Source organism: Sphingopyxis sp. P8 (genome assembly GCF_020622175.1).
Taxonomy (GTDB): Bacteria; Pseudomonadota; Alphaproteobacteria; order Sphingomonadales; family Sphingomonadaceae; genus Sphingopyxis; species Sphingopyxis jiangsuensis.
This window is the reverse complement of sequence record NZ_JACNMK010000002.1, coordinates 637,181-661,121: the sequence shown is the minus strand read 5'-3', so window position 1 is coordinate 661,121 and position 23,941 is coordinate 637,181. Positions and strand designations below refer to the sequence as shown.

At 65.3% G+C, this 23,941-nt stretch carries 32 protein-coding genes; 15 read left to right on the top strand and 17 right to left on the bottom strand.

The features are described 5' to 3' along the window. Positions 1-132 precede the first annotated feature (132 nt). Positions 133-2,616: a TonB-dependent receptor gene (locus tag H7692_RS11670; protein ID WP_201928126.1), complete on the top strand. Its 2,484-nt coding sequence runs from the start codon at positions 133-135 to the stop codon at positions 2,614-2,616. A 102-nt stretch (positions 2,617-2,718) separates the two neighbouring features. Here H7692_RS11670 and H7692_RS11665 read toward each other — a convergent pair whose 3' ends face one another. The 10 genes from H7692_RS11665 to H7692_RS11620 all read right to left on the bottom strand — a co-directional run bounded on the left by H7692_RS11665 (position 2,719) and on the right by H7692_RS11620 (position 6,361). Continuing rightward, entirely contained in the window at positions 2,719-3,129 is a 411-nt protein-coding gene (locus H7692_RS11665) for a SufE family protein (RefSeq protein WP_201928127.1), read from the bottom strand. Between the two features lie 148 nt (positions 3,130-3,277). Next, on the bottom strand, positions 3,278-3,532 hold the full coding sequence (locus H7692_RS11660) for a hypothetical protein (RefSeq protein ID WP_201928128.1): 255 nt from the start codon (positions 3,530-3,532) through the stop codon (positions 3,278-3,280). Positions 3,533-3,555: 23 nt separating this feature from the next. Then, a complete protein-coding gene (locus H7692_RS11655) occupies positions 3,556-3,816 on the bottom strand; it encodes a hypothetical protein (protein WP_201928129.1) in 261 nt (86 codons plus the stop codon). Between the two features lie 29 nt (positions 3,817-3,845). Continuing rightward, entirely contained in the window at positions 3,846-4,094 is a 249-nt protein-coding gene (locus H7692_RS11650) for a hypothetical protein (protein ID WP_201928130.1), read from the bottom strand. Positions 4,095-4,107: 13 nt separating this feature from the next. Then, positions 4,108-4,425, bottom strand: a complete 318-nt coding sequence (locus tag H7692_RS11645; RefSeq protein ID WP_201928131.1) for a hypothetical protein — start codon at positions 4,423-4,425, stop codon at positions 4,108-4,110. Between the two features lie 13 nt (positions 4,426-4,438). Continuing rightward, entirely contained in the window at positions 4,439-4,738 is a 300-nt protein-coding gene (locus tag H7692_RS11640; protein WP_201928132.1) for a hypothetical protein, read from the bottom strand. Between the two features lie 26 nt (positions 4,739-4,764). Continuing rightward, positions 4,765-5,145 (bottom strand): envelope stress response membrane protein PspC, encoded by a 381-nt coding sequence (gene pspC, locus H7692_RS11635; protein ID WP_201928133.1) that lies wholly within the window; start codon positions 5,143-5,145, stop codon positions 4,765-4,767. Between the two features lies 1 nt (position 5,146). Continuing rightward, on the bottom strand, positions 5,147-5,422 hold the full coding sequence (gene pspB / locus H7692_RS11630; protein ID WP_201928134.1) for an envelope stress response membrane protein PspB: 276 nt from the start codon (positions 5,420-5,422) through the stop codon (positions 5,147-5,149). A 12-nt stretch (positions 5,423-5,434) separates the two neighbouring features. Continuing rightward, complete coding sequence (pspA, locus tag H7692_RS11625) at positions 5,435-6,097, bottom strand: phage shock protein PspA (RefSeq protein WP_201928135.1); 663 nt, start codon at positions 6,095-6,097, stop codon at positions 5,435-5,437. A 93-nt stretch (positions 6,098-6,190) separates the two neighbouring features. Then, a complete protein-coding gene (locus H7692_RS11620) occupies positions 6,191-6,361 on the bottom strand; it encodes a hypothetical protein (protein ID WP_222136950.1) in 171 nt (56 codons plus the stop codon). A 173-nt stretch (positions 6,362-6,534) separates the two neighbouring features. On the opposite strand from H7692_RS11620, the gene pspF reads away from it, so the two are divergent. Next, complete coding sequence (gene pspF / locus H7692_RS11615; protein ID WP_222136949.1) at positions 6,535-7,545, top strand: phage shock protein operon transcriptional activator; 1,011 nt, start codon at positions 6,535-6,537, stop codon at positions 7,543-7,545. 18 nt (positions 7,546-7,563) lie between these two features. Here the strand turns inward: pspF and H7692_RS11610 are convergent, their stop codons facing one another. Further along, positions 7,564-8,085 carry a hypothetical protein gene (locus H7692_RS11610; RefSeq protein ID WP_227340206.1) on the bottom strand — a complete coding sequence of 174 codons (522 nt, stop codon included), beginning with the start codon at positions 8,083-8,085 and terminating at the stop codon, positions 7,564-7,566. 226 nt (positions 8,086-8,311) lie between these two features. Between H7692_RS11610 and rplU the strand changes: the two genes are divergently transcribed. From rplU to H7692_RS11590, 4 genes are all read left to right on the top strand, one after another. Beyond that, on the top strand, positions 8,312-8,800 hold the full coding sequence (rplU, locus tag H7692_RS11605; RefSeq protein WP_201928138.1) for a 50S ribosomal protein L21: 489 nt from the start codon (positions 8,312-8,314) through the stop codon (positions 8,798-8,800). 46 nt (positions 8,801-8,846) lie between these two features. Then, the gene (gene rpmA, locus H7692_RS11600) at positions 8,847-9,116 is read left to right on the top strand and encodes a 50S ribosomal protein L27 (RefSeq protein WP_033074585.1); all 270 of its coding nucleotides are present in this window, start codon (positions 8,847-8,849) and stop codon (positions 9,114-9,116) included. A gap of 250 nt (positions 9,117-9,366) precedes the next feature. Beyond that, entirely contained in the window at positions 9,367-9,963 is a 597-nt protein-coding gene (locus H7692_RS11595) for a GNAT family N-acetyltransferase (RefSeq protein WP_201928139.1), read from the top strand. Positions 9,964-10,087: 124 nt separating this feature from the next. After that, positions 10,088-11,959, top strand: a complete 1,872-nt coding sequence (locus tag H7692_RS11590; protein ID WP_227340205.1) for a DUF885 domain-containing protein — start codon at positions 10,088-10,090, stop codon at positions 11,957-11,959. An 18-nt stretch (positions 11,960-11,977) separates the two neighbouring features. Here the strand turns inward: H7692_RS11590 and H7692_RS11585 are convergent, their stop codons facing one another. Both H7692_RS11585 and H7692_RS11580 read right to left on the bottom strand, forming a co-directional pair. Beyond that, positions 11,978-12,424 carry a hypothetical protein gene (locus tag H7692_RS11585; protein ID WP_222136948.1) on the bottom strand — a complete coding sequence of 149 codons (447 nt, stop codon included), beginning with the start codon at positions 12,422-12,424 and terminating at the stop codon, positions 11,978-11,980. A gap of 48 nt (positions 12,425-12,472) precedes the next feature. Continuing rightward, positions 12,473-14,074 carry a phosphoenolpyruvate carboxykinase gene (locus H7692_RS11580; RefSeq protein WP_222136947.1) on the bottom strand — a complete coding sequence of 534 codons (1,602 nt, stop codon included), beginning with the start codon at positions 14,072-14,074 and terminating at the stop codon, positions 12,473-12,475. 264 nt (positions 14,075-14,338) lie between these two features. On the opposite strand from H7692_RS11580, the gene H7692_RS11575 reads away from it, so the two are divergent. From H7692_RS11575 to H7692_RS11540, 8 genes are all read left to right on the top strand, one after another. Continuing rightward, entirely contained in the window at positions 14,339-15,049 is a 711-nt protein-coding gene (locus H7692_RS11575; protein ID WP_201928143.1) for a response regulator transcription factor, read from the top strand. After that, a complete protein-coding gene (locus tag H7692_RS11570; RefSeq protein WP_227340204.1) occupies positions 15,042-16,646 on the top strand; it encodes a sensor histidine kinase in 1,605 nt (534 codons plus the stop codon). Before H7692_RS11575 ends, H7692_RS11570 begins: the two co-directional genes overlap by 8 nt. 54 nt (positions 16,647-16,700) lie before the next feature. After that, positions 16,701-17,147: an HPr kinase/phosphorylase gene (locus H7692_RS11565; protein WP_201928145.1), complete on the top strand. Its 447-nt coding sequence runs from the start codon at positions 16,701-16,703 to the stop codon at positions 17,145-17,147. Further along, positions 17,144-18,085 (top strand): RNase adapter RapZ, encoded by a 942-nt coding sequence (gene rapZ, locus H7692_RS11560; RefSeq protein WP_222136944.1) that lies wholly within the window; start codon positions 17,144-17,146, stop codon positions 18,083-18,085. Before H7692_RS11565 ends, rapZ begins: the two co-directional genes overlap by 4 nt. A 38-nt stretch (positions 18,086-18,123) precedes the next feature. Then, positions 18,124-18,528, top strand: coding sequence for a PTS sugar transporter subunit IIA (locus tag H7692_RS11555; protein WP_201928739.1), 405 nt, complete (start codon positions 18,124-18,126; stop codon positions 18,526-18,528). After that, the gene (locus H7692_RS11550; protein WP_201928147.1) at positions 18,525-18,803 is read left to right on the top strand and encodes an HPr family phosphocarrier protein; all 279 of its coding nucleotides are present in this window, start codon (positions 18,525-18,527) and stop codon (positions 18,801-18,803) included. The genes H7692_RS11555 and H7692_RS11550 overlap by 4 nt, the downstream gene beginning before the upstream one ends. Before the next feature lie 2 nt (positions 18,804-18,805). Continuing rightward, the gene (locus H7692_RS11545; protein ID WP_227340203.1) at positions 18,806-19,621 is read left to right on the top strand and encodes a TrmH family RNA methyltransferase; all 816 of its coding nucleotides are present in this window, start codon (positions 18,806-18,808) and stop codon (positions 19,619-19,621) included. A 112-nt stretch (positions 19,622-19,733) separates the two neighbouring features. After that, positions 19,734-20,435 carry an META domain-containing protein gene (locus tag H7692_RS11540; protein WP_222136942.1) on the top strand — a complete coding sequence of 234 codons (702 nt, stop codon included), beginning with the start codon at positions 19,734-19,736 and terminating at the stop codon, positions 20,433-20,435. A 95-nt stretch (positions 20,436-20,530) separates the two neighbouring features. Here the strand turns inward: H7692_RS11540 and H7692_RS11535 are convergent, their stop codons facing one another. Continuing rightward, positions 20,531-21,886, bottom strand: a complete 1,356-nt coding sequence (locus H7692_RS11535) for a DNA recombination protein RmuC (protein WP_222136941.1) — start codon at positions 21,884-21,886, stop codon at positions 20,531-20,533. 190 nt (positions 21,887-22,076) lie between these two features. Between H7692_RS11535 and H7692_RS11530 the strand changes: the two genes are divergently transcribed. Continuing rightward, positions 22,077-22,253 carry a hypothetical protein gene (locus H7692_RS11530; protein WP_201928151.1) on the top strand — a complete coding sequence of 59 codons (177 nt, stop codon included), beginning with the start codon at positions 22,077-22,079 and terminating at the stop codon, positions 22,251-22,253. Between the two features lie 48 nt (positions 22,254-22,301). Here the strand turns inward: H7692_RS11530 and H7692_RS11525 are convergent, their stop codons facing one another. The 3 genes from H7692_RS11525 to H7692_RS11515 all read right to left on the bottom strand — a co-directional run bounded on the left by H7692_RS11525 (position 22,302) and on the right by H7692_RS11515 (position 23,804). Further along, positions 22,302-22,718 (bottom strand): hypothetical protein, encoded by a 417-nt coding sequence (locus H7692_RS11525; RefSeq protein WP_201928152.1) that lies wholly within the window; start codon positions 22,716-22,718, stop codon positions 22,302-22,304. Positions 22,719-22,802: 84 nt separating this feature from the next. Further along, a complete protein-coding gene (locus H7692_RS11520; protein ID WP_201928153.1) occupies positions 22,803-23,276 on the bottom strand; it encodes a vgr related protein in 474 nt (157 codons plus the stop codon). A 6-nt stretch (positions 23,277-23,282) separates the two neighbouring features. Next, positions 23,283-23,804, bottom strand: a complete 522-nt coding sequence (locus H7692_RS11515) for a copper chaperone PCu(A)C (protein WP_201928154.1) — start codon at positions 23,802-23,804, stop codon at positions 23,283-23,285. Positions 23,805-23,941: the final 137 nt, after the last annotated feature.

Genomic DNA, 23,941 nt, shown 5'->3' with positions numbered 1-23,941 from the left:
CTCCTTCGCGGCTTGCACTGTCACAATTGCTGTCACAATCGTGCCACACGCGGGCTTCAGGGGCGCTCGCGGGTACTGCGCGCCCTGTCGAGTGCGCCTGCCAGATTCGCACCACAAAGGGGACAACCTCAGATGAAACTCCGTCATTCGCTTGCCGCAAGCGCCGCGCTGATTCCGGCCGCGCTGCTTTCCACTCCGGCTTTTGCCCAGTCGACCGGCTCGGTCGACTTCGACGACGAGATCGTCGTGACCGGCGCACGCGCCACCGATGTCGCGGGCATCCAGTCGCCTGACACGTCGAAGGCCAAGTCGGTGCTGAACCAGGAAATCATTGCCCGCCAGAACCCCGGTCAGACGATCCTCGACACGATCAACCTGGTGCCCGGCGTCGTCTTCACCAACAATGACGCCTACGGCTCGTCGGGCGGCCAGCTCTCGATCCGCGGTTTTTCGGAAGATCGCATCAGCCTGACCTTCGACGGCGTTCCGCTGAACGATTCGGGCAACTATGCCATTTATTCGAACCAGCAGCTCGATCCCGAGCTGATCGAGCAGGTCAACGTCAATCTCGGCACCACCGACGTCGACAGCCCGACCGCCGCCGCGACGGGTTCGACCGTCAACTATCGCACGCGCACGCCGGGCGAAGAATTTGGCGTCCGCCTGTCGGGCTCGGCGGGCGAGTTTAAATTCTTCCGCATTTTCGGCATGGTCGACACCGGCGTCTTCACCCCCTGGGGCACGCGCGCCTTCATTTCGGCCTCGACCGCGTCGAACGACAACCCGTTCAACAATTACGGCGTCGTCGACAAGCAGCAGTATAACGCGCGCATCTGGCAGCCGATCGGCGACAATGGCGACTTCGTGGCGATCTCCGGCCATTATAACGAGAACCGCAACAACTTCTTCGGTTCGCTGCCGCTGCGGTTCGACCGTGCGGTCCCGTCGGGCTTCCCGCAGTCGAAGGACGAGCGCGAATATGACATCAATTATCCCTGCACCGTCAGCACCATCGCGCGGCCCGGCCTCGCCGACCTGACCAATGGCTGCGGCACCGAATTCGATCGCCGCTACAACCCGTCGAACACCGGCAACATCCGCGGTGCGTCGCGCTTCACGCTGACCGAAGGCGTCGTGCTGACCGTCGATCCGAGCTATCAGTATGTGAAGGCCAATGGCGGCGGCACGGTCAATGCACGCGAGCGCCTTCAGGACGTTCAGCCTGGCGCCGGTGTGACCAACCTCGCTGGCTATATCGGTGGTCGTCCCTATTTCGGGATGGACCTCAACGGCGACGGCGACCTGCTCGACGAAGTCACGATGACGGCTCCCAGCCAGACGCAAACGCACCGCTATGGCGTGATTGCCAACCTGCGCTGGGACATCAACGACGACCACAGTGTCCGCGTCGGCTTCACCTATGACCGCGCGCGCCACCGCCAGACCGGCCAGGTCGGCCTGCTCCAGCTGAACGGCGAGCCGGTCGATGTGTTCCCGGTCAACGACCCGCTCACCGATGTGACCGGCGCCGTGCTCCAGAAGCGCGACCGCCTGTCCTATGCGATCCTGTCGCAGGTTTCGGGTGAATATCGCGGCGAATTCATGGACGGGTCGCTCGTTGCCACGCTCGGCATCCGCGCGCCCTTCTTCAAGCGCGACCTCAACAATTTCTGTTTCACCACGAGCGACACCGGCTTTGTCGACTGTTTCGGACAGGGCGATCCGCGCAACGCCGCATATGCTGCCGCCAATCCGACGGTTCAGGGGCCGCAGCAGCGCGTGCTGAAATATGACGAAATCCTTCCGAACGTCGGCCTGCTGTTCAAACCGAGCAACCAGGTTTCGGTCTTCGCCAACTATTCGAAGGGTCTGCAGGTCCCGGGCACCGATGCCCTGTACAATGCCTTCTTCTTCGCCCCCGACACGCCGTCGGCACGCCCCGAACCCGAAACGACCGACAACTTCGACCTCGGCCTCCGTTATCGCACCGGGCAGGTCCAGGCGCAGGTTTCGGGCTGGTTCACGAAATATGACAATCGTCTTGCTTCGGCCTATGATCCGGTCACCGATCGCAACCTGTATCGGAACCTCGGCCGCGTCGACAAATATGGCATCGACGGCAGCGTCGCCTGGCAGCCGCTGCCCCAACTCGCGCTGTATGCTTTCGGTTCGTATCTCGAATCGGAAATCAAGGACGATGTCCAGTCGGGCGGCACCAGCTTCATCCCGACCGCCGGCAAGCGCGAATCGGGCGCCCCTGCCTATACCCTCGGCGGATCGGCGCGTGGCACGCTGGGCCCGGTCGAACTGGGCGTGACTGCCAAGCGCACGGGCGGCCGGTACATTTACGACACGAACCTGCCGATCGTCATTGGCGGCAGCGAAGTCTTTCCGGCCAAGACGAATGCCTATTGGCTCGTCAACCTCGACGCACGCCTGAACCTGGAATTCCTGGGCCTGAACGATCAGACCTTCTTCCAGCTCAACGTCTATAACCTGTTCGATACGCTTTATGTCGGTCGCTACACGACGTCGATCTCGCAGGGATCGTCGCCGCCGTTCGCGCAGATCGGTGCGCCGCGCACCGTCAGCGGCACGCTGACCGTCGCCTTCTAAGCGGCGCGATTGCGTCAAGAAATCGGGCGCGGGAGGAAACTCTCGCGCCCTTTTTCGTGGATGACGGAGAAGGTGTGGCGCGTGGCAGCGGCCGGGTCGCGGTCAGCCCGCGGCGATGCGCCGCGCGGTGTCCTTGACGAGCGCGATCATGTTCGGAACGCCCTGCGTCCGGTTCGACGAGAGCTGGCGCGTCAGCTCGAACGGCGCGAGCGCGGCGGCGATGTCCATATCGGCAACCTCGGCGGCGGGCCTGTCCTGCACCGCCGACAGGACGAGCGCGACGATCCCCTTGGTGATCGCGGCGTTGCTGTCGGCGAGGAAATGAAGCCGGCCGTCATCCTGCGGGACCGGATAGACCCAGACGCTTGCGCTGCAGCCGCGCACCAGCGTCGCGTCGGTCTTGAGCGCGTCGGGCATCGGTTCCAGCTCGCGGCCGAGTTCGATCAGCAGGCGATAGCGGTCGTCGCCGTCGAGGAAGTCATATTCGTCGTAAATGTCGGAGAGGCTGCGCATGGTCGCGGCAGTGGCAGATTTGGGGCGTGGAGGAAAGGGTCCGCCTCGTCCTTTTCCGCCGCGCCAGAGAAGACGACGCCCCCACAATTCAAGCAACGCGGCTGAGCAATGCCGCCTGCGGCCCCCGCCTTCGCGGGAGCGACGGGTGCTACAGATCGACGCCCGCAGCAATGGCTTCGAGTTTGCGCAGCCGCTCCTTGAGGTCGGCGATCTCGATGCGCGAGCCGGTGTGCGGCAGCGCGGGATCGTGGCCGACCGCATGGCACGCGGCGAGTTCCTCGCGCTTATACTGGATCCAGTCGCGCCATCCGCGCAGCGCAGCGAGGCTGATGATGGTCAGCGCGCTCAGCGCGACCGCCGCGGTGACCAGATTGGTTGCCAGATCGGAAGTGATGGTGGCCATCGGCCGGCTCCTTCTTCGTCACATCAGGGGAGGGAACGGTCGCGCAGCTTCTCGATCTCTTGGTCGAGGCTGACGGCCCGGTTGTTGTCGGTGGCGATGCGCTCGAGCACGTGGATGCGCTCCTTCAGCGCGCGAATCTCGGCTTGCAGCGCCTTGGTCTCGGCATCGTTTGCGGCGACATAGTCATTGCCGTGGCGATCGCGACGGATGCCGTGCTTGGCGCGGATGATGCTGCCAATCGTCACGATGAGGACGATGCCAATTACCATTTCAAACGGTCCCATCGGGAAGATCCTTTCCTATTGTCGTCGCGTCAGTTGAGCGGCGCGTCGCGCAGTTTTTCGATCTCGTCGGCCACATCAACTCCCTTGTCGGTAATGATGCGTTCGAGGACGCGGACGCGTTCTTCGAGCCGTTCGGTATGCGCTGCATATTGCGCAGCCTTTTCCGCAGTCATCTCCGACTGTTTCTCGATCATCCGTTGCTGGTGCTTCGACCAGATGACGAAGCCGCCGAGGATGAAGGGGGCCAGCGGGATCAGGATCCAGATTTCATCGCCCATGATCGCTCACTCCTCAGTTCGCGGGGCGCCGCAGCGCCTCGATTTCGTGGCTCAGCCGGTTGCCTTCGTCGGTGACGATGCGCTCGATTACCGCAAGGCGGTCCTTGACCGAGCCCAGCTCGGCGCGAAGCTGCGCATTTTCCTGGCTGATCAGCTTGACGCGTTCCATCGCCTCGTCGCTGGTCTTGGGATAAACCGCCTTGCCCCAGCTGTTTTCGAGCGGGTAGCCATGCTTGACGCGCAGCCAGGTGGTGAAGATCCAGCCACCGACGGCGATGATGCCGATCAGGGCTGCGGCGGGAGCAAGAGCGTTCAAAAGGTCAGCGTTCATTGGTCAATTCCCCCTAGCGCAGACGGTCGATCTGGTCGGCGAGTTGCGCTGCGCGGCCGCTTTCTTCGGTCGCGATGCGTTCGAGCACTGCAATCCGTTCTTCGAGCCGGCCGATTTGGTTGGCGAGCTTGGCATTGTCGTCGCTGAGCAATGCGATTTTTCGATCAGCGTCGGGGTCGGTTCGATGAACCGTGCCGCCCCATTCATTTTCAACCGGATAGCCGTGCTTGGCGCGAATCCATGTCGTGAACATCCAGCCGCCGATCGACAGTGCGATGATGGCGAGGACGAAGGTGGGACCACCCCAACTCATGTCAATTCTCCCTGTTGCCTGTCCGCTCAGCGCAGCGCGTCGATTTCGTCGGCGAGGCGGCGATTGTGGCTGGTGTAATATTGCTCGATGTCGGCAAGCCGGCGGTCGATGTCACGGAAGCGTGACTTGATGTCGCGGGTCGAGGCACCGGGGTTGCTGCGCACGCCCTGCCAGAACTTCGCTTCCTCGTTCGAGCCGTAGAGCGCGAAGGGTTTCGGCGTTCCCATCCAGGCGACCATCCAATAGGCGATCAGCGTCCAGGGGAAGCCGCCCATCAGGGTCAGCAGGACCGCGCCGACGCGGACCCAGAGGACATCGACACCGCTATAGTCCGCGATACCCGCGCACACGCCGCTCCATTTGGCGTTCTGCTTGTCGAGATAGAATTTGGTGCGGCTGGCAGACATCTCAATTCCTCCTGCTTGTATTTTCAAGTTGCGCCAGCTCTTCATCGCTGCGAACCGCGGGGCGGAATTCGGGATGGTCGGCGCTGATGATGCGTTCGACGGTGTGCAGACGGCCCTCGAGCCGGCGTGCGGTATCGTAAAGTTCGTCGAGCAGCTGCTCGTCTTCTCCGGTCAGCGTCTTGGCCTGTTTCCACTTGGTGATGTAGTGGAGGATCAGCCAGGGCAGACCGAGGAAGAGGGTTCCGATGACAATCGGGACGATGATGATCTCTTCCATCGGCCGGGCTCCTTATTTCTTGGCCTGCGCCGCCTTCAGCGCGGCAAGCTCGTCGGCGACCTTGTCGGCGGCCTGCAGTTCGGCGATTTCCTCGTCGAGCGACTTCTTGTAGCCGAGACTGAGCGCATCCGCACGGCCTTCGGCCTCGTCGACGCGGCGCTCGAGGATTTCGAAGCGCGAGAAGGCATCCTCGACGCGGTCGCCATTGGTCATCTCGCGCAGGCGGAAGCGGTTCTCGGCGCTTTCGAGGCGGTTGACGACGCTCGACTGGCGGGCGCGCGCTTCGCTGAGCTTTTTCTGCAGCTTGGCGATGTCGGCCTCATAGCCCTTGAGCGCGTCGTCGAGGACGGCAATCTCGTTCTTGAGCCGCTCGGCCATGTCGCCGGCTTTCTGCTTTTCGACGAGCGCGGCGGTGGCGAGGTCTTCGCGGTCCTTCGACAACGCGAGTTCGGCCTTTTCCTTCCAGCTGTCCTGCAGGCTTTCGAGCTTGGCGATGTGGCGGCGCATTTCCTTTTGGTCCGCGATCGTGCGGGCGGCGGAAGCGCGAACTTCGACGAGCGTTTCATTCATCTCGAAGATGATCTGGCGGATCATCTTTTCGGGGTCTTCGGCCCGGTCGAGCAGGTCGGTGACGTTGGCGGCGATGATGTCGCGGGTTCGTGAGAAAATACCCATTTTGAAACTCCTGTCGAAAACTCGGTCAAAATCAGAAAAAATGCTGGTGCCGGGGCGGGGCAAGGGGGGAGAGTGCCCCGGCACCAGTGTCGGTCAAGCCGTAGGGCTGACCGCCGGGGTCGAAGCAGCCGAGACCAGGCCGATGGCGGGGGCGCCAGCGACATTGGCCGCGAGCAGGGGCTGGTTGATCGATCCGACGAGGATCGCCAACGCCCCGGCTGCGCTGAATGCGAAGGTGGCGGCTTGGGCAAACATCGGCTTCATGATTTTCCATCCTGTTCTGACTGCCCGGCACATTTTGCGCCGGTTCGACCAACACTATGCAGGGGGTATGCCAATTGCCGAAAAGGGCGGAAATGCGTGCAACTTCACACCGAAATCGCAGCCCTGCACGATTTGCCTTGCCAATCATCGGTGAAATTTGCCAATGATTGGGAATGGAGCGCGAAACGCAGTTCATCGGTCAGTCGGCGACCTTTCAGGACGCCGTCGAACGCGCAAGCCAGGCCGCGGTGCTCGATCGTCCCGTCCTCGTCATCGGCGAGCGCGGTACCGGCAAGGAACTGATCGCCGAGCGTCTTCACCGGCTGTCGACGCGGTGGGACAAGCCCTATCTGATAATGAACTGCGCCGCGATGCCCGAAACGCTGATCGAATCTGAATTGTTCGGGCACGAGGCGGGCGCCTTTACGGGCGCGACGCGCAGTCGCGCGGGCCGGTTCGAGGAGGCCGACGGCGGCACATTGTTCCTCGACGAGCTTGCGACCATGTCGATGGGCGCGCAGGAACGGCTGCTGCGCGCGGTCGAGTATGGCGAAGTGACGCGTGTCGGCTCGTCGCGCCCGATCCGCGTCGATGTCCGCATCGTCGCGGCGACCAACGAGCATCTCCCCGCGCTGGTCGAGGAGAATAAATTTCGCGCCGACCTGCTCGACCGCCTGTCGTTCGAGGTCATCACCCTTCCCCCTTTGCGCGCGCGCGAGGGCGATATCGAAGTGCTCGCCGACTATTTCGGGCAGCGGATGGCGGCCGTGCTCGACTGGGAGGCGTGGCCGGGATTCGGACCGCGTGCGCTCGCTGCCATGGAGGGGCACGACTGGCCCGGCAACGTCCGCGAGCTGCGCAACGTGATAGAACGCGCCATCTATCGCTGGGGCGACCCGTCGCGGCCCGTCGACGCGCTGAGCTTCGACCCGTTCGCCAGCCCGTGGCAACCGGCGCCGCGCACAGCCGACACGCCGACGGAGCAGGCCGCAAATAGCGAGGCGTCCGCCCCGCCCGCGCCGGGCCCCGTGAGCGATCTGCGCGCCGCGGTCGATTCCTATGAGCGGCAGATATTGTCGGATACGATGGCACGCTGCCGCTTCAACCAGAAGGTCGCGGCGGAGGCACTAGGGCTGAGTTACGATCAGATTCGCCATGCCCTGAAGAAGCATGGGTTGAATTAAGGGCCTGGCCCGCGCCGCCTATTCCTCCGGCAGTTCGCTGGACAGCGCCGCAACGACCGCGTCCTGCGCCGAGGCCAGTTCCGTCAACCGCTCGCGCAGCGCAAAAATTTCGGGCAACCCGTCGACCGCCTCTTCGATACGGCGTTCAAGATAGAGCCGGTCGATGTCGGCGAGCGCCGCCGTCAGCGGTGCGCGCGCGGCGACAAGGCGCGAAACCGCTTGCTGTGCGACGACCCAGCGTTCGCTGGCGATCGCCGCCCCCTGCGCCGCGGCCACTGCCTCGACGGTCGGCGTGCGCTCGGCGGCAAAGGCCTGCTGCGCGGCGGTGGCGTCGGCCTCCCAGCGCGCGAGACGCCCTGCAAGGTCGGCGGGAAGCGGCCCCGGCGGCGCAACGACCACCGTCGGTGGCGCCACGTCGAACTGCCCCTCGACCGGCCGCTTGGCGAGCGATGGCGCAGCGCCGCCCTGCGCTGCGGCGCAGCCGGACAAGGAAAGCGACAGGGCAAGCGCCGGAGGCGCCAAAAGGCGGATGCGCATCATTGCCGCCCCTGATATGAGCGCCGCCGCGCCGCAGCAAGCGCGAATCGGACCGCGCCCGAACGGGTGCAGTTTTCGGCCGCAATGTAGCAAAAGCACGGAAATATGCGGTTGACAGCAGCCGCCTGTGCGGTTAGTGGCGCGGTCTTTCCCGCATGCCGGAAAAATCGCCTGCTTCGGCGGGTGACTGGCAGCGCGGGCACCATAGTTTTTGATTGGATGGAAGACCATGTTCGCAATCGTGCGCACGGGCGGCAAACAATATCGCGTCGCCGCTGGAGACAAGATCGCCGTCGAAAAGATCGAGGGTGAAGCCGGTGACACCGTGTCGCTGGGCGACGTCCTGCTGGCCGGCGACGGCGGCGAGGTGAAGGACGCGAAGGGTCTGACCGTATCGGCCGAAATCATCGCGCAGACGCGCGGCGAAAAGGTCATCGTCTTCAAGAAGCGCCGCCGGCACAATTATCGCCGCCGCAACGGCCATCGCCAATCGTTGACGCTGCTGCGCATCCTGGCAGTCGGCGAAGCCAAGAAGGCCGCGCCGAAGAAGGAAGCCGCTCCCAAGAAGGAAGAAGCCCCGGCTGCCGAAGCCAAGGCCGCACCTGCCAAGGAAGCTGCGCCGAAGAAGGCCGCCGCCCCCAAGAAGGACGCCGCCGAAAAGGCCGCACCCGCCAAGAAGCCCGCTGCCAAGAAGGCGGCCCCCAAGAAGGACGCCTGAGCGCGGCAACGCAGCTCGGCCCCGATCGAATTAAGGAGCATCAGTCATGGCACATAAAAAAGCAGGCGGTTCATCGCGCAACGGTCGCGACTCAGCCGGTCGTCGCCTTGGCGTAAAGAAGTTCGGCGGTCAGGAAGTGATCGGCGGCAACATTATCGTGCGCCAGCGCGGGACCAAAGTGTACCCGGGCGTCAATGTCGGCATGGGCAAGGACCACACGCTCTTTGCCACCGCCGAAGGCCGCGTCCGATTCCACGATGGCAAGCTTGGCCGCAAATATGTGTCGGTCGACGCGATGGCGGAAGCCGCCGAATAAGGGACGATCTTTCCGGGGTCGTCCACCAGGGATGACCCGGAGCTGTCCTTTCCGCCACGGCGGAAACAAGGTTCGAAAAGAGGGAGACGGGTCACCCCGGACTCCCTTTTTTCTTGTCCGAAATCGGGCGCTTGGCGTCATGATTGGCAAACGGACGCGAAAATCGGGCAACCAGTCTCCCTCTGCATGCGAATGTCGTCAAAGCGTCACCATCTGGCGCCAATGCGACCACCGATTGGGAGTGAAAAGAATGTTTGCGCGTACCGAAAGACTGTTGTTGCGGCCCGGCTGGGTGGAGGATGCCCCCGCCCTCGCCCGCGCGATCGGCGACGAAGCCGTCGTGCGCAACCTCGCGACCGCCCCCTGGCCCTATGGCGAGACCGAAGCGCAGGCCTTTCTCGGCCAGCCGCTCGACCCCGTCCATCCGCGCTTCCTGATCTTCGCGCGCACCGTCGGCGCGCCGCGGCTCGTCGGCGGGTGCGGCATTTCGCCCGATCCCGACGGCACTCCCGAAATGGGCTATTGGATCGCGCGCCCCTATTGGGGGCTCGGCTTTGCGACCGAGGCCGGGCGCCAGCTCGTCCGCATCGCACGCGCAATGGGCATGCCCAAGCTGACCGCGGGCCATTTTCTCGACAATCCGGCGTCGGGCGCGGTGCTGCGCAAGCTGGGCTTCAGGCCGACCGGCCGGATCGCGCAGCGCTACAGCCTTGCGCGCGGCGGCGAAGCCGCCTGCGCGCTGTTCGAAGAGGGCGATGGTGACGGCAGCAATGCCGTCACCCCCATGCGCGGACGCATCGATGTGGACGCCGACTTTCGCGAGGAATTCCGTCTGATGGCGGCGTGACGCCGATGTCGCGAACCGGGCGGGTGGACGCCGTGGCTTCGCCACGGACGCCACTGCCCCATTGACCGCACGGCCGCTCCCCCTAGACAGGTTTCGTTCGAAACCAGTCGCGAGGATGCCGCACGTGCCCGATCAGATTTTTCTCTCCCTTAACCGTCGCCAGACGCTCGGCGCACTCGGAACCGGTGCAGCCGGCATCGCCCTCGCCGCATGTTCGCGCGGCGCCGCCATTGCCGCGCCCGCACCCGTTCCGGCAACGGGAGCACAGCCCGCAGCAGAAACCTTGCTCGCCTCGATCGGTGACAATCTGCTCGCCCATTCGCCCGAAGGCGCGACCGGGCTTGGCATCGACACCGGGGCGCGCGCGGCGATGCGCGGCGAGCTCGGCGACCGCTCGGCGGCAGGGCAACAGGCGATTGCCGATACGCTGAAGGCAGACGTCGCGCGTATCCGCGCCTTCGACACCACCGGACTCGATCACGGCACGCGCACCAGCCTTGCCGTCGTCGAAAGCGCCTATGACGTCGCGCTCGACGGGTTCGCGCAGCCCTATGGCGACGTTGCGGTCGGGGGGTGGCGCAACACCCCCTATGTCGTGATCCAGAATGTCGGCGCCTATCTCGACATCCCGCGCTTCCTCGACAGCGACCATCCGGTCAAGACATCGGCCGACGCCGAAGCCTATCTATCGCGCCTCAACGCCTTTCCCGCGATGCTCGACGGCGAGACCGAGCGGCTGAAATCGGCGGCAGCCTATGGGCTGATCGCGCCTGCCTTCCTGATCGACAAGGCGGTGACGCAGATGGAGGCGACGCTCGCTGGCGCGCGCGAAGGCGGCGGGCTGATCGATAGCCTCGTGCGCCGGACTGCCGCCGCGGGGATCGCGGGCAATTGGGGACCGCGCGCCGAGGCGATCGTGCGCGGCGCGGTCGTTCCCGCGCTCGAGCGGCAGCTTGCCGAACTCAAGGCGCAGCGCCCGCGCGCGACGATGGACGCCGGCATGTGGGCGCGCCCCGGCGGCGACGAATTCTACGCCTGGGCGCTGCGCGCGAGCACGACGACGCGCATGACCCCCGACGAAATCCACCAGATGGGCCGCGACGAACTCGCCGCGCTCCACGGCCGGATGGACCCGATCCTGAAGAAGCTCGGCTATACGCAGGGGTCGGTCGGCGACCGCATGAACGCGCTCGCCAAGGACCCACGTTTCAAATTTCCCGACAATGACGCGGGGCGCGCCGAGATCATGGCCTATATCCAGACATGGCTCGGCAAGATCCGCGCCGAACTGCCACGCGCCTTCCGTACGCTGATGCGCGGCAATGTCGAGGTGAAGCGCCTGCCGCCCGAAGAGGAGCCCGGCGCACCCTCGGCCTATGGCGGCGCGGGGTCGATCGACGGGACGATCCCCGGCAAATTCTGGATCAACCTGCGCACCACCGACCTGCACAGCAAATATTCGCTTCCCGACCTGACGATGCACGAGGCAATTCCGGGCCATGTCTGGCAGGGCGAATATTCTAACCAGATGCCGCTGATCCGCACGATGCTGGCGTTCAACGCCTATAGCGAAGGCTGGGCGCTCTATGCCGAACAGCTTGCCGACGAGTTGGGCCTCTATGACGATTTCGAGGTCGGGCGGCTCGGCTATCTCCAGTCGCTTGCCTTCCGCGCGTGCCGCCTCGTCGTCGACACCGGGCTCCACGCCAAGCGCTGGACGCGCGAACAGGGCGTCGAGTTTTTCGTGCGCGAGAACGGGTCGAACCCGCTCGAGGTCGCGAGCGAGGTCGACCGCTATTGCAGCTGGGCCGGGCAGGCGTGCGGGTACAAGGTCGGGCACAGCGAGATTGTCCGCCAGCGCGGGCTCGCACAGGCGGCGCTGGGGCCGAAATACGACCTTCGCGACTTCAACATGGTGCTGGTCGAGGGCGGCAATGTGCCGCTCGACGTGCTGGCAAAGAATGTCGACGCCTATGTCGCGGCGGCGAAGGCGTAGCGCGCGCCGCTCCTGACCCTAGGGGAAGGGCGCGAGGTCGGGTTCGACGAAGCCCCGCCGCGCCGCGACCGAGAAGAGCAGTTCGCGGCTGTAGAAGCGTAGCGGCCAGTCGCGCCGCCCGACCTCCGAGCGGAGCAGCGCGTTGACGCGCGCGGCCAACTCCGTTTCCTCCGTGCGCGCGACGAACAGCCGCACCCCGGCGACATAGGCACGGGTGATGCTGTCGTGATAGCCTTCATGGTCGTTATTCACGCCGCCGACGCTTTCGTTGAAGCGGCGGATCAGCCCGGCAATTTCGGCATCGACGTCGATGTCGGGCCGTTCGGTCAGCAGCCACAGGCTGGCGGCGAGATGCGCCTCGTGCGTCCACGCTTCGCGCGGCAGCGCGCAGGCGAGAAGCCCCTCGCCCAGCGCGCGGATGTCGGAATCGCGCTCGAACAGGCGCGGTGAATATTCGGTCGTCATTGTCCGGTCCTTCCGGGTGAATGGCCACCCGGAAGATGTCCGGGTGGATTAAGCTGCTACGGTCGCCTTCGGGGCCGCTTGGCGGACGCCTTCATCGACCTGATCCGCAAATTGCGCGAAATTGTCGATGAATTGCTGGACGAGCGTTTGCGCGGTGCGGTCATAGGCCGCCTTGTCGGCCCAGGCCTCGCGCGGGTCGAGCAAGGCGCTGTCGACGCCGGGAACGGCGACGGGCACCATGAAACCGAAATTGGGGTCCTTGCGGAACTCGGCGTCGTTCAGGCTGCCGTCGAGCGCGGCGTTGAGCAGCGCGCGCGTCGCCTTGATCGGCATGCGCTTGATGCCGTCCATCGTCGCCATGCCGCCGGTCCAGCCGGTGTTGACGAGCCAGCACTGGACATTGCCCTTCGCGATCCGCTCTTTCAGCAGATTGCCGTAAACCGACGGGTGGCGCGGCATGAAGGGCGCGCCGAAGCAGGTCGAGAAGGTCGCCTCGGGCTCGGTCACGCCGATCTCGGTCCCCGCGACGCGCGCCGTATAGCCCGAAAGGAAGTGGTACATCGCCTGGTCGGGCGTCAGCTTCGCAATCGGCGGCAGCACGCCATAGGCATCGGCGGTCAGCATGATGATGTTGCGCGGCACCGGCCCCATATTATGGTCCGACGTGTTCGGAATGAAATCGAGCGGATAGGAGCCGCGGCTGTTCTCGGCGAGACTGTTGTCGTCGAAGTCGAGCGTGCGCGCCACCGGATCGATCACGACATTTTCGAGCACCGTGCCGAAGCGCTTCGTCGTCGCGTAAATTTCGGGCTCCGCTTCGGGCGAGAGGCGGATCATCTTGGCGTAGCAACCGCCCTCGAAATTGAAGACCGCGGTGTCCGACCAGCCATGCTCGTCGTCGCCGATCAGCGTGCGCGACGCGTCGGCCGACAGCGTCGTCTTTCCCGTGCCTGACAGGCCAAAGAAGACCGCCGTGTCGCCTTCGGGGCCGATGTTCGCCGAACAGTGCATCGGCATCACGCCCTTTGCCGGAAGCAGATAGTTGAGGATGCCGAACACCGACTTCTTCATCTCGCCGGCATAGGCGGTGCCGCCGATCAGCACGAGCTTTTCGGCGAAATTGACCGCGATCACCGTCTCGCTGCGCGTCCCGTGCTTTTCCGGGTCGGCGTGGAAGCTCGGCAGGTCGATCACCGTATATTCGGCGTCGAACCCGGCGAGTTCGTCCGCAGTCGGGCGGCAGAGCAGCGTACGGATGAACTGGCTGTGCCACGCAAATTCGGTGATCACCTGCACCGCGACGCGATGTTCGGGCTGCGACCCGCCGAACAGCTGCTGACGATAAAGACGGTCGCGCGCGGCAAGATGGGCAAAGAAGTCGGCCTTGAGCGCGGCAAAATGATCAGGAGTCATCGCGACATTGGTCTTGCCCCACCAGATGGTGTCGGCGGTCTCGGCGTCCTTGACGATGAACTTGTCCTTGGCGCTGCGCCCTGTGTGCTTGCCGGTCGCGACGACGAGCGGACCTTCCTTGGCCAGCACGCCCTCGCCATGACGCACCGCATCCTCGACCAGCCGCGGCGTGTCCCAGTTTTCGGCGACGTCCGCTTTTGCCGCGACAACCGCTCCGCCGATCACCAACTCAGTCATTTTCTGCGCCTTTCCCATGGCGTCCGCCGTTGCATACCTATGCAATGCCTGCCAAGCGAAAGGGAGGGCCCGCATTTGCATGGGTGCCGACGTCGACGCCGATTCCGAAAACAAGGTCGCGTTAGCGAGGTTGGCAGGAGAGGTCAAAAGATTAACGCCCCGCCGTCGCGACCTGTACCAAAGGGAAGCGGTAGCCGTGCGATCCGGTTGTCGCTGTGCAGCTAATCGGCTAATCGGCGAACGGGTCCGCCCTATGGAAAGAACATGACGGCAACCATCGCGCTGGTCGACGACGACCGCAATATCCTCCATTCGCTTTCGATCGCGCTACAGGCCGAAGGCTTCGTCACGCGGCTCTATTCGGACGGCGAGGCGGCATTGAGGCCGCTGATCGACAACCCGCCCGACCTTGCCGTCTTCGACATCAAGATGCCGCGCATGGACGGGCTCGAACTGCTCCGCCGCTTGCGCGAGAAAAGCCAGCTGCCCGTCATCTTCCTGACCAGCAAGGACGACGAAATCGACGAAGCGCTGGGCCTTGCGATGGGCGCCGACGATTATATCGCCAAACCCTTTTCGCAGCGACTCGTCATCGCGCGCATCCGCGCCATCCTGCGCCGCGTCGAACTTAACAAGAGCATCGCCGACGCCGATGACGAGCCCGTTGCCGAACCGATCACGCGCGGACGCCTGCAAATGGACCCGGCGCGGCACAAGGTCAGTTGGGACGGCAAGGACGTCACGCTGACCGTCACCGAATTTCTGATCCTCGAAACGCTGGCGGCGCGCCCGGGTATCGTGCGAAGCCGCAACCAGTTGATGGACGCGGCCTATCAGGACGATGTCTATATCGACGACCGGACCATCGACAGCCATATCAAGCGGCTGCGGCGCAAGTTCCGCGAGGTCGACCCCGATTTCGACGCAATCGCGACGCTTTACGGCGCCGGATACCGTTTCTCCGACGATGGCTGATACGGCGAGCCCCGAAGGCTCGGTCGCCGAGCAGGAAGAAGCGCCGCTGGTCTGGTCGGCGCGCTGGTCGCTCACAACGCGCATCCTTGCCGTGAACATCCTCGCCATCGTCCTGCTCGGCGGGGGCTTTTTCTATCTCGACACCTATCGCACGCGGCTCGTCGACATGCGCGTCGATGTGATGCAGGCGCAGCTCGCGCTGCTCGACGAAGCGCTCGAGGCGGCGCGGCCCGACCGGCGCTCGGCGCTTGTCGAAGAATTCACGCGCGCGACCGAATCGCGGCTGCGCTTTTATGCAGCCGACGGCCGCCGCATTGCGGACAGTTTCGAAAGCGCGCCGCCAACCTATACGTTGCGCGACCCCGACCTTCAGCCATGGAAACGCGATGCCGCGCGCGCGATGGACCGCGGCATCGACTGGATCGTCGGGGCCCCGACCTATCCCGAATTCGAAGAGCCGGTCATGGACAATGCCGCAGCATGGCCCGAGGTCGTGGAGACGATGCAATCGGGCCTCGCGACGAACCGCTTCCGCTACGCGCCCGAGCGGACGCCGCTGCTCAGCGCAACGCGGATCGTCGACCTCGACACGCCGCAGGTCGTGCTGATGACGCTCAACGCGCGCGACATCACGCGCACCGTTCGCGCCGAGCGCTTCCGGCTGGCAGTCGTCGTGCTGATGGTCGTGCTCGCATCGGTGCTGCTGTCGCTTTTCCTCGCGCGGACGATCGTCCGCCCGCTGCGACGGCTGGCGCGCGCCGCGGTGCGCGTGCGGCTGGGCCGCGCGCGCGAGGTCGTCGTCCCGCGCCTGCCAAGCCGCCGCGACGAGATCGGCACGCTCGCGCGGGCGCTGTCCGACATGACGCAAGCGCTGCGCGAACGCATCGACGCAGGCGAGCATTTCGCCGCCGATGTCGCGCACGAACTCAAAAACCCCATCGCCTCCGTGCGCTCGGCGATCGAGGGACTGGGGCGCGTCCAGACCGACGAACAACGCCAGCAACTCCTCGCCATCGCCGACGAGGACGTGCGACGGCTCGACCGGCTGGTCAGCGACATCAGCGATGCGAGCCGCATCGACGCGCAATTGTCGCGCACCTTGTTCGAGCCGATCGACGTCGGGCTGATGATCGAATCGATGCTCGCCGGACGGGCGGCGCGCGCCGAACCCGACGCCGCACAGCCGCGCCTTGCCTTTGCCCGCCCGCGCAAGGGAACGACCATCGTCATGGGCGACGGGCACCGGTTGGAACGGGCGATCGACAATATCATCGACAATGCGATCAGCTTTTCGCCCGCCGACGGGCTGGTATGCATTTCCGCGACGCGGCTGGGCGACGAGGTTCACGTCCGCGTCGACGACGACGGCCCCGGTATCGAGCCCGAACAGCGCGAGGCGATTTTCCGCCGCTTTCACAGCGAGCGCCCGCGCGACGAAGCGTTCGGCAAGCACAGCGGGCTGGGCCTCGCCATCGCCCGCGCCATCGTCGAGGGGCATGCCGGGACGATCTCGGCACGCGACCGCGACGACGGCAAGCGCGGCGCGAGCCTGCTGGTTACGCTGCCGTCGGCGGACCGCACCGAACGCGCCGGCTGACGGCAAACCGCCTATCGCCTTGCGGCCCCGCTTCGTCGCCGGTAAGCCATGTCGATGTTCGCGAACCGGACCCGCCCCGAAATCGTCAACATCCATGCGAGCTGCGTGGCGGCGGGCAATGGCGGCGTGCTGATCCTGGGCAATGCCGGACAGGGAAAGTCCGACCTAGCATTGCGGCTCATCGACCGCGGCGCGCGGCTCGTCGCCGACGACCGCTGCGATGTCTGGTTCGAACGCGACCGGCTGTGGTGCCGCCCGCCCGATACGCTCGCGGGGCTGATCGAGGTCCGCGGCATCGGCATCGTCGAGCGTCCGTGGACGGCGCCCGCGCCGCTCGCGCTCGCGGTGCGGCTGACCGACCGCTATGATCGCATGCCCGCGGTCAACCAGGTCGAGATGGTCGCGGGGCACCCGCTCCCCGCGCTCCTGCTGTCGGCGTTCGAGGCGTCGGCGCCGATCAAGATCATGCTCGCACTCGAACGGCTGGCGCCCGCGGCATGAACCCGCGCCCCGAACAGCGGTTGATGCTCGTGACGGGCCTGTCGGGCGCGGGCAAGTCGACCGCGCTCAACGTGCTCGAGGATCTGGGCTGGGAGGTCGTCGACAATCTCCCGCTGGCGCTGCTCGACGCCCTGATCGGAGCCCCCGTCAAGCCCGGCGACGCGGGCCGTCCGGTCGCGGTCGGCATCGACAGCCGGAGTCGCGGCTTCAAGCCGGCGCTGCTCGTCCGCCGGATCAAGGAATTGCGCGAAGCGGGCGGTCGCGACATCCAGACATTGTTCCTCGATTGCGCGGGCACCGAACTCGAGCGGCGTTTTTCCGAAACGCGGCGTCGCCATCCGCTCGCCGAAGACCGGCCTGCCGCCGACGGCATTGCGCGCGAGCGCGAGATGATGGAACCTCTGCGCCGCTGGGCCGAGCACGTCATCGACACGACCAACTACAGCAGCAACGACCTGCAACAGGAAATGCGCCAACGCTTCGCCGAAGGCGGCGACACCGCACCGGTGCTCACGGTCCTCAGCTTCGGCTTCGCTCGCGGCCTGCCGCGCAACGCCGATCTGGTGTTCGACATGCGCTATCTGCGCAATCCCCATTGGGACAAGGCGCTGCGCCCCCGCACCGGACTCGACGATGCCGTCGCCGCCTATGTCGCCGCCGACCCCGCCTATGAGGCGACGGTCGGGCAGATCGAGGCGCTGCTCCTGGCGCTGCTGCCCCGCTATCGCGCTGAAGGGAAAAGCTATGTGACCATTGCCTTCGGCTGCACCGGCGGCCGCCACCGTTCGGTCCATGTCGCCGAACGGGTCGCAAAAACGCTGCGTTCGGCAGGTCATGCACCCACCGTGTCCCACCGCAATCTTGACTCCAGCCCGCAAGATGGGCTTGAGGGCAGCCCCCCGCCGACGTCGCGCGCGGCGAACGGACGACAGGAATAAGGGTCCCCGACTTCATGCCCACCGATAAAGCTTTACCGCTGCTTGGAATGGTCCTCGTCACCCATGGACGGCTCGCCGAGGAAATGGTGACCGCGATGGAGCACGTCGTCGGCCCGCAGCGCGCAATTGCGACCGTGTGCATCGGCCCCAATGACAATATGGAAATGCGCCGCCAGGAAATCGCCGACGCGATTCTAAAGGTCGACGAAGGCCGCGGCGTCATCATGCTGACCGACCTGTTCGGCGGCACGCCGTCGAATCTGGCGATCAGCCTGCTCGAAAGCGGCCGCACCGAGGTTATCGCGGGCATCAACCTGCCGATGCTGATCCGGCTGGAAAGCGCGCGCAAATCGATGGAGCTGCGCGCCGCCGTGATCGCCGCGAAAGAGGCGGGGCAGAAATATATTTCGGTCGCATCGGAAATGCTGGGGGTGGGGCCGTGAGTGACGCCAGCGAGACGGTCGAGATTACCAACCAGCGCGGGCTTCACGCGCGCGCGAGCGCCAAATTCGTTACCTTTGTCAGCCGCCTTCCCGACGGCGTGAGCGTCGAGGTCGAACGCAACGGCTCGCGCGTCAACGGCACGTCGATCATGGGGCTGATGATGCTCGGCGCGGCCAAGGGCGACAGCATCACGATCCACACCAGCGGCGAAGGCGCCGACGCCGCGCTGCTCAAGCTGGTCGGGCTGGTCAAGGACAGCTTCGGCGAGGATTGATGATGGCGCACGGTCGCCGGTCCCGAATCGAAAGCCTTTCGAATCCGCTCGTCAAGCGGATGCGGCTGTTGCGCGAAAAACGGCATCGCCGCGCCGAAGGCCTGTTCCTCGCCGAGGGCCTGCGCATCGCGACCGAGGCGCGCGAGGCAGGAGTGTTGCCGGCGTGGCTGTTTCTTGGCGAAGAAGGCGCGGCACATCCGCTGGCGCGCGCGCTCATCGACGCGACGCTCGCGGCGGGGGGCGAGGTGATCGACACGACACCCGCGATCCTGTCGAAACTGTCGGGCAAGGACAATCCGCAGACGGTCGTCGGCATCTATGCCGAGCCGTCGGCGACGCTCGCCGACCTCGACCGCAATGCCGCGCCGATCTGGCTCGTCGCCGAGCGGCTGCGCGACCCGGGCAACCTTGGCACGATGCTGCGCACCGGCGATGCGGTCGGTGCGGGCGGGCTGATCCTGCTCGACGAGAGCACCGATCCCTATGGCGTCGAGGCGGTGCGCGCGAGCATGGGCGCGATTTTCACGCAGGCGCTCGTGCAGGCGCGCTGGGACGATTTCCTGCCCTGGCTGCGCAGCGGACCCGGCCAACTCGTCGCGACATGGCTGGCGGACGACACGTTGGATTATCAGGCGGTGCGATACGAAGCACCGACCTTCATCCTGATCGGCAATGAATCGCAGGGCATGCCCGAGAGCTATGCCGCCGCCGCCGACGTCCGCGTCAAGATGCCGATGATGGGCAAGGCCGACAGCCTCAACGCGGCGGTCGCGGCGGCGGTGATGGCCTATGAGGTGCTGAACCAGCGGCGGCGCTGACCGACCGGCACGCCGGCACGCATTCCGACTTTCGGTTGGCAACGCTGGCGGCGCTCGATTATGTCGACATGCTGAAGTATTTTCAGCTTGTCGAAGGAAGGAGATGCCGCACATGAAACGCATCCTGCCGCTGTTCGTCCTGCCCGCCCTCGCCGCCTGCGCGCCGGTCGAGGCGCCGCAGCCCCCCGCGACCGAACCCGCCGCCTATATGGCGCTCGGCACCGAACCGGGCTGGACGCTGGAAATCACGCCCGCACAGCTCGATTATCATGGCGATTATGGCGAGACCCGTATCACTGCCGCCAACCCTGGCGCACGGCCGAGCTTCAACGGCAGACGCTACGTCACCGACCGGCTGACGGTCGATATCACCCATGGCGAGTGCAACGACGGGATGAGCGATCGCCTGTATGCCGACACGGTGATGGTGATAGCCGACGGCAAGACGGTGAAAGGCTGCGGCGGCGCGATCCTTGCGCCGACCGACCTCGCCGGGACGAGCTGGACCTTCGTCTCGATCAATGGCGTCGCGGTCGCTGCCGACCGTCCGACATCGCTGGCGTTCGAGGCCGACCGCCTCAGCGGCAGCGCCGGATGCAACCGCTTTTCGGGAAGCTGGTCGCGCGAGGGCGCGATGCTCACCGCCGGGCCGCTGATGGCGACCAAGATGGCGTGTCCCGGGGCGGGAACGGAGCAGGAAAATGCCTTCTTCGCGCTGATGCGCGCGCCGGTGCGAATCGAGTTTCCGTCGGACGGGACGTTGGTGCTGACCGGCCCGGACGGACGGACGGCGGTGCTCAGACGGTCGATTTGAGTCTCCCCCCGCGGCCACGAAAAGAAAACTGCGATACTTCTTGTTACCGCATTCAAGGAGCCTTTAAGGGGCCTTCAGTCGCCGTCGCTCGCGGGCTATTCGCCCTCGTCGTTCACCGCGCTCGGCGCGGCCGCAAGCTTCGCAAGCGGTCGCGCCGACTGTTCGGCGACAGGCAGAACCGGTATCTCCTTGCCCCCCGTCTCGACGTCGAGCGTCTCGAACCGCTTCGCCTGCGTCAGCACCTGGCTTTCGAAGCTGCCGACAAAGGCATTGTACGCCCCAGTCGCCTGATCGAGATTCTTGCCGACGCGCGCGATATGACCGCCCATCGTCGCCATCCGCGCGTAAAGCTCCTTGCCCAGCGCCGCGATTTCGCGCGCCTGTCCGGCAAGCTTTTCCTGCCGCCACACCGCCGCGACCGTTCGCGCTATCGCGATCAGGTTGGTCGGAGTCGCGAGCAGCACCTTGCGCTCGAACGCATAGTCCCAAAGCTCGTGATCATGGTCGAGCGCGGCGGCGAGGAAATGCTCGCCGGGGACGAACATCACCACATAGTCGGGCGTGTCGGCGAACTGGTTCCAATAGGCCTTGGCCCCCAGCGCGTTGACATGCGCCTTCATTGCGGCGGCATGTGCCGCGAGATGCGTCGCCTTTTCGCCATCGTCGACGGCGCCAAAGGCGTCCTGATAGGCGTTGAGCGAGACCTTGGCGTCGATGACGAGGCTCTGCCCGCCCGGAACCTTGACCACCACGTCGGGACGCAGCCGCCCGCCGTCACCATCGGCGACGCTCACCTCGGTCTGGAAATCGGCATGTTCGGCAAGCCCGCAGCTTTCGAGCACATTGCGCAACTGCTGCTCGCCCCAGCGCCCGCGCGCCTTGGGGGCGTTGCGGAGCGCGTTCACGAGCTTCGCCGCCTCGCTCGACACGCGATCGGTGCCTTCGCGCATCGCCGCGATCTGGCCCTGCAGCATGCCAAAGGCGTCGCGCCGTTCGGCCTCGACCTTGCCGACCGCTTCCTCATATTTCTGCAGCCGCTCGTGCACCGGCTGGAGCAGCGCCTTCAGATTCTGCCCCGCGCTTTCCTCGCTCTGCTTGAAGCGGTCGGTCGCGCGCGCGAGAAAATCCTGCTGCGCCTTGTCGAGCATCGCCTGCCCGACCTCGCGAAACTGCGCGGTGAGCGCCGCCTGCGCGTCCTTGAGCTGCGCAATCTGCGCGTCATGCGCCGCGTCGCGCGCCTTTTGCTCGGCGAGCAGCGCCGACAATTGCAGGTCTGCCGTCTTGCGCGCCTCGGCCTCGCCAGCAAGGTCGCTCACCGCCGCCTTGAAGCGCTCGGCAAATCCGTCGCGCTCGGCCTTGAGCGCCCCCGCCTGCCGCCCCGCAACGAGCCAGCCGATCAGGGCGCCAAGGACAAGGGAGAAGAGAGCGATGAGCAGCGCGGTCGGGTCCATGCGCGGAACATAGGACGAACGCAGGCCATTTGGCCAGCGCAGATTCATCGCGGCTCTGCGATGCTTTCATTTCCGCGCGGCCGGGCTAATTTGCCGCCACGATGAAGCGGCGACATTGCCGAACGACGCGCATACAGACTGTCGTTCGGTCAGGGTCGAGTCTTCGTCCTTGCGTTCGATGGAGTTGCACATGAAAAATCTGATGTTCGGTTTCGCCATGTTGTTCGCCGCCCCGACGGCCGCGCACGCGGCTGAGGACAAGGCGCCCAAGGCGTGCTGCTGCAAGGAAATGAAGAAAGATTGCTGCGCCGGGAAGAAGGGCGAGGACGCGCCGGACCACGGCGAGCATCAGGACATGCAGCACTGAAGTTGAGCGGGGAGGCGCTTCGGCGCCTTCCCGCCCGTTCATTCACGTTTATTTTTTCGGCCGGCGAAAAGACAGGCCCGACACGCGCAGTTCATAAGAGTTGGCGAAAACGCTGAGCACCGCGCCATAATCGCCGCACGGGATCACTTCATAGGCCGAAGGCCCGCGTCCCTGACTGTGGTGGAGGCACGTCGACCCGCTGAAACGATACGCGCGGCCGTCCGCCTTGCCGTTGCCGTTGAGCACGCCCAGCACGGTGCCGACCGGAAGATAGCTATATGTCTTCGGATCGCCCTTCGTCAGTTCGACGCGGCCGTTGCGGACGTTGATTTCCCACTCGTTCCACGGTCCGGTCCACTTGCCCTCGATCGCTTTCACCGGATCGGCGGGAAGCGACAGATCCTGCGCCGAAACAGCCACCGGAACGGTCAGCGCGGCCAGCGCCGCAATCCCCATCAATTTCATGACTTCACCCCCATTTTGAACCGCTTACCATGTGTCATGCGCCGCCGCGCGGGGCAAGTCGATTTCGCCAGCGCAACCTGGATGTCAGCGCGGCTCGGCAAAGGGCAACACCGCGCGATACGCCTCCGCCCCCGGCGCACCGGCAACGCGCACGCCCTGCGTCAACAGCCAATAGTGACGCACGATCTCCGCCTGCTGTTCCAGGCCATAGCGTTCGAGTTTCCACCCCGGCTTCAATGTATAGGAATAGCGCGCGAAGGGATGGCGCATCAGCACCAGATACCAGCGCCCGCGCGTCTGCGCCTGCCACACATGGACCATCTCGTGAATGAACAGCCCCTTCAGCGATTGCGACGCCGCGCCGAAATCATCGCAATATAAATCGCCGTGCGGGTGAAAGTGCAGCGCGCCCATCGGCGCCATCACGACGCGGCGCGGCTGGAAGAAGGCCCATTTGCTGCGGCACACGCGGACGCGCGGATAGTCGATGGCATCGCCAAAGACGCTGCGCGCCAGTTTGACCTCGCCGTCGGTCAGGGCACGGGCGTGGCGTGGCACCTGCGCTTATTTCGCAGCGGATTCCGCGCCCGGCGCGCCGCCGCTGCCATGATCCATCGAACCATGATCCATCGCTTCGGCGCCCGGCGCCTCCTTGATCGGCAGGTCGAAGAGGATGCGTTCATTATTGTTGTTGGTGAACACGAACGCCATCGGCAGCTTGCCGGCGCGCACCGCGGCGGGATTGATGTTCCAGATCATCAGATGCTTGCCGCCCTGCTTGAACACCAGCTCGCCCTTTGCGGGGACCGGCGCGCCGGAAAGCGGCTTCATCGCGGTGACGCCATTTTCGCGCACCGTTTCATGCATCTCGACGCGCTGCGCGAGGTCGGCGGTCACGGCGACGAGTTCGACGTCGCGCGGGCCGCCCTGGACGCGGAAATAGCCGACCGCCGGCCGGTCGGGGGTCGCCCCCATCACGATATGGCCACTGACGACGTTGAGCGGCTTTTCGCCCCCCAGCTTCTCGCCGCACGCGGAAAGCGACAGCGCAGCGAGGGCAAATGCAGCGATGGCAAAAGGTTTCATTTTGGGAGGACTCCGTAAAAGCCGAAATTTTCGCCTCCCAGATAAGCCCCTAAAGCCCTTGTGCCAAGGAGCGGCGCACCTATATCGCCCCCAGAAACCCGCAAGGGACCAATGAAACGGCGTGCCTGTTCAGGGCG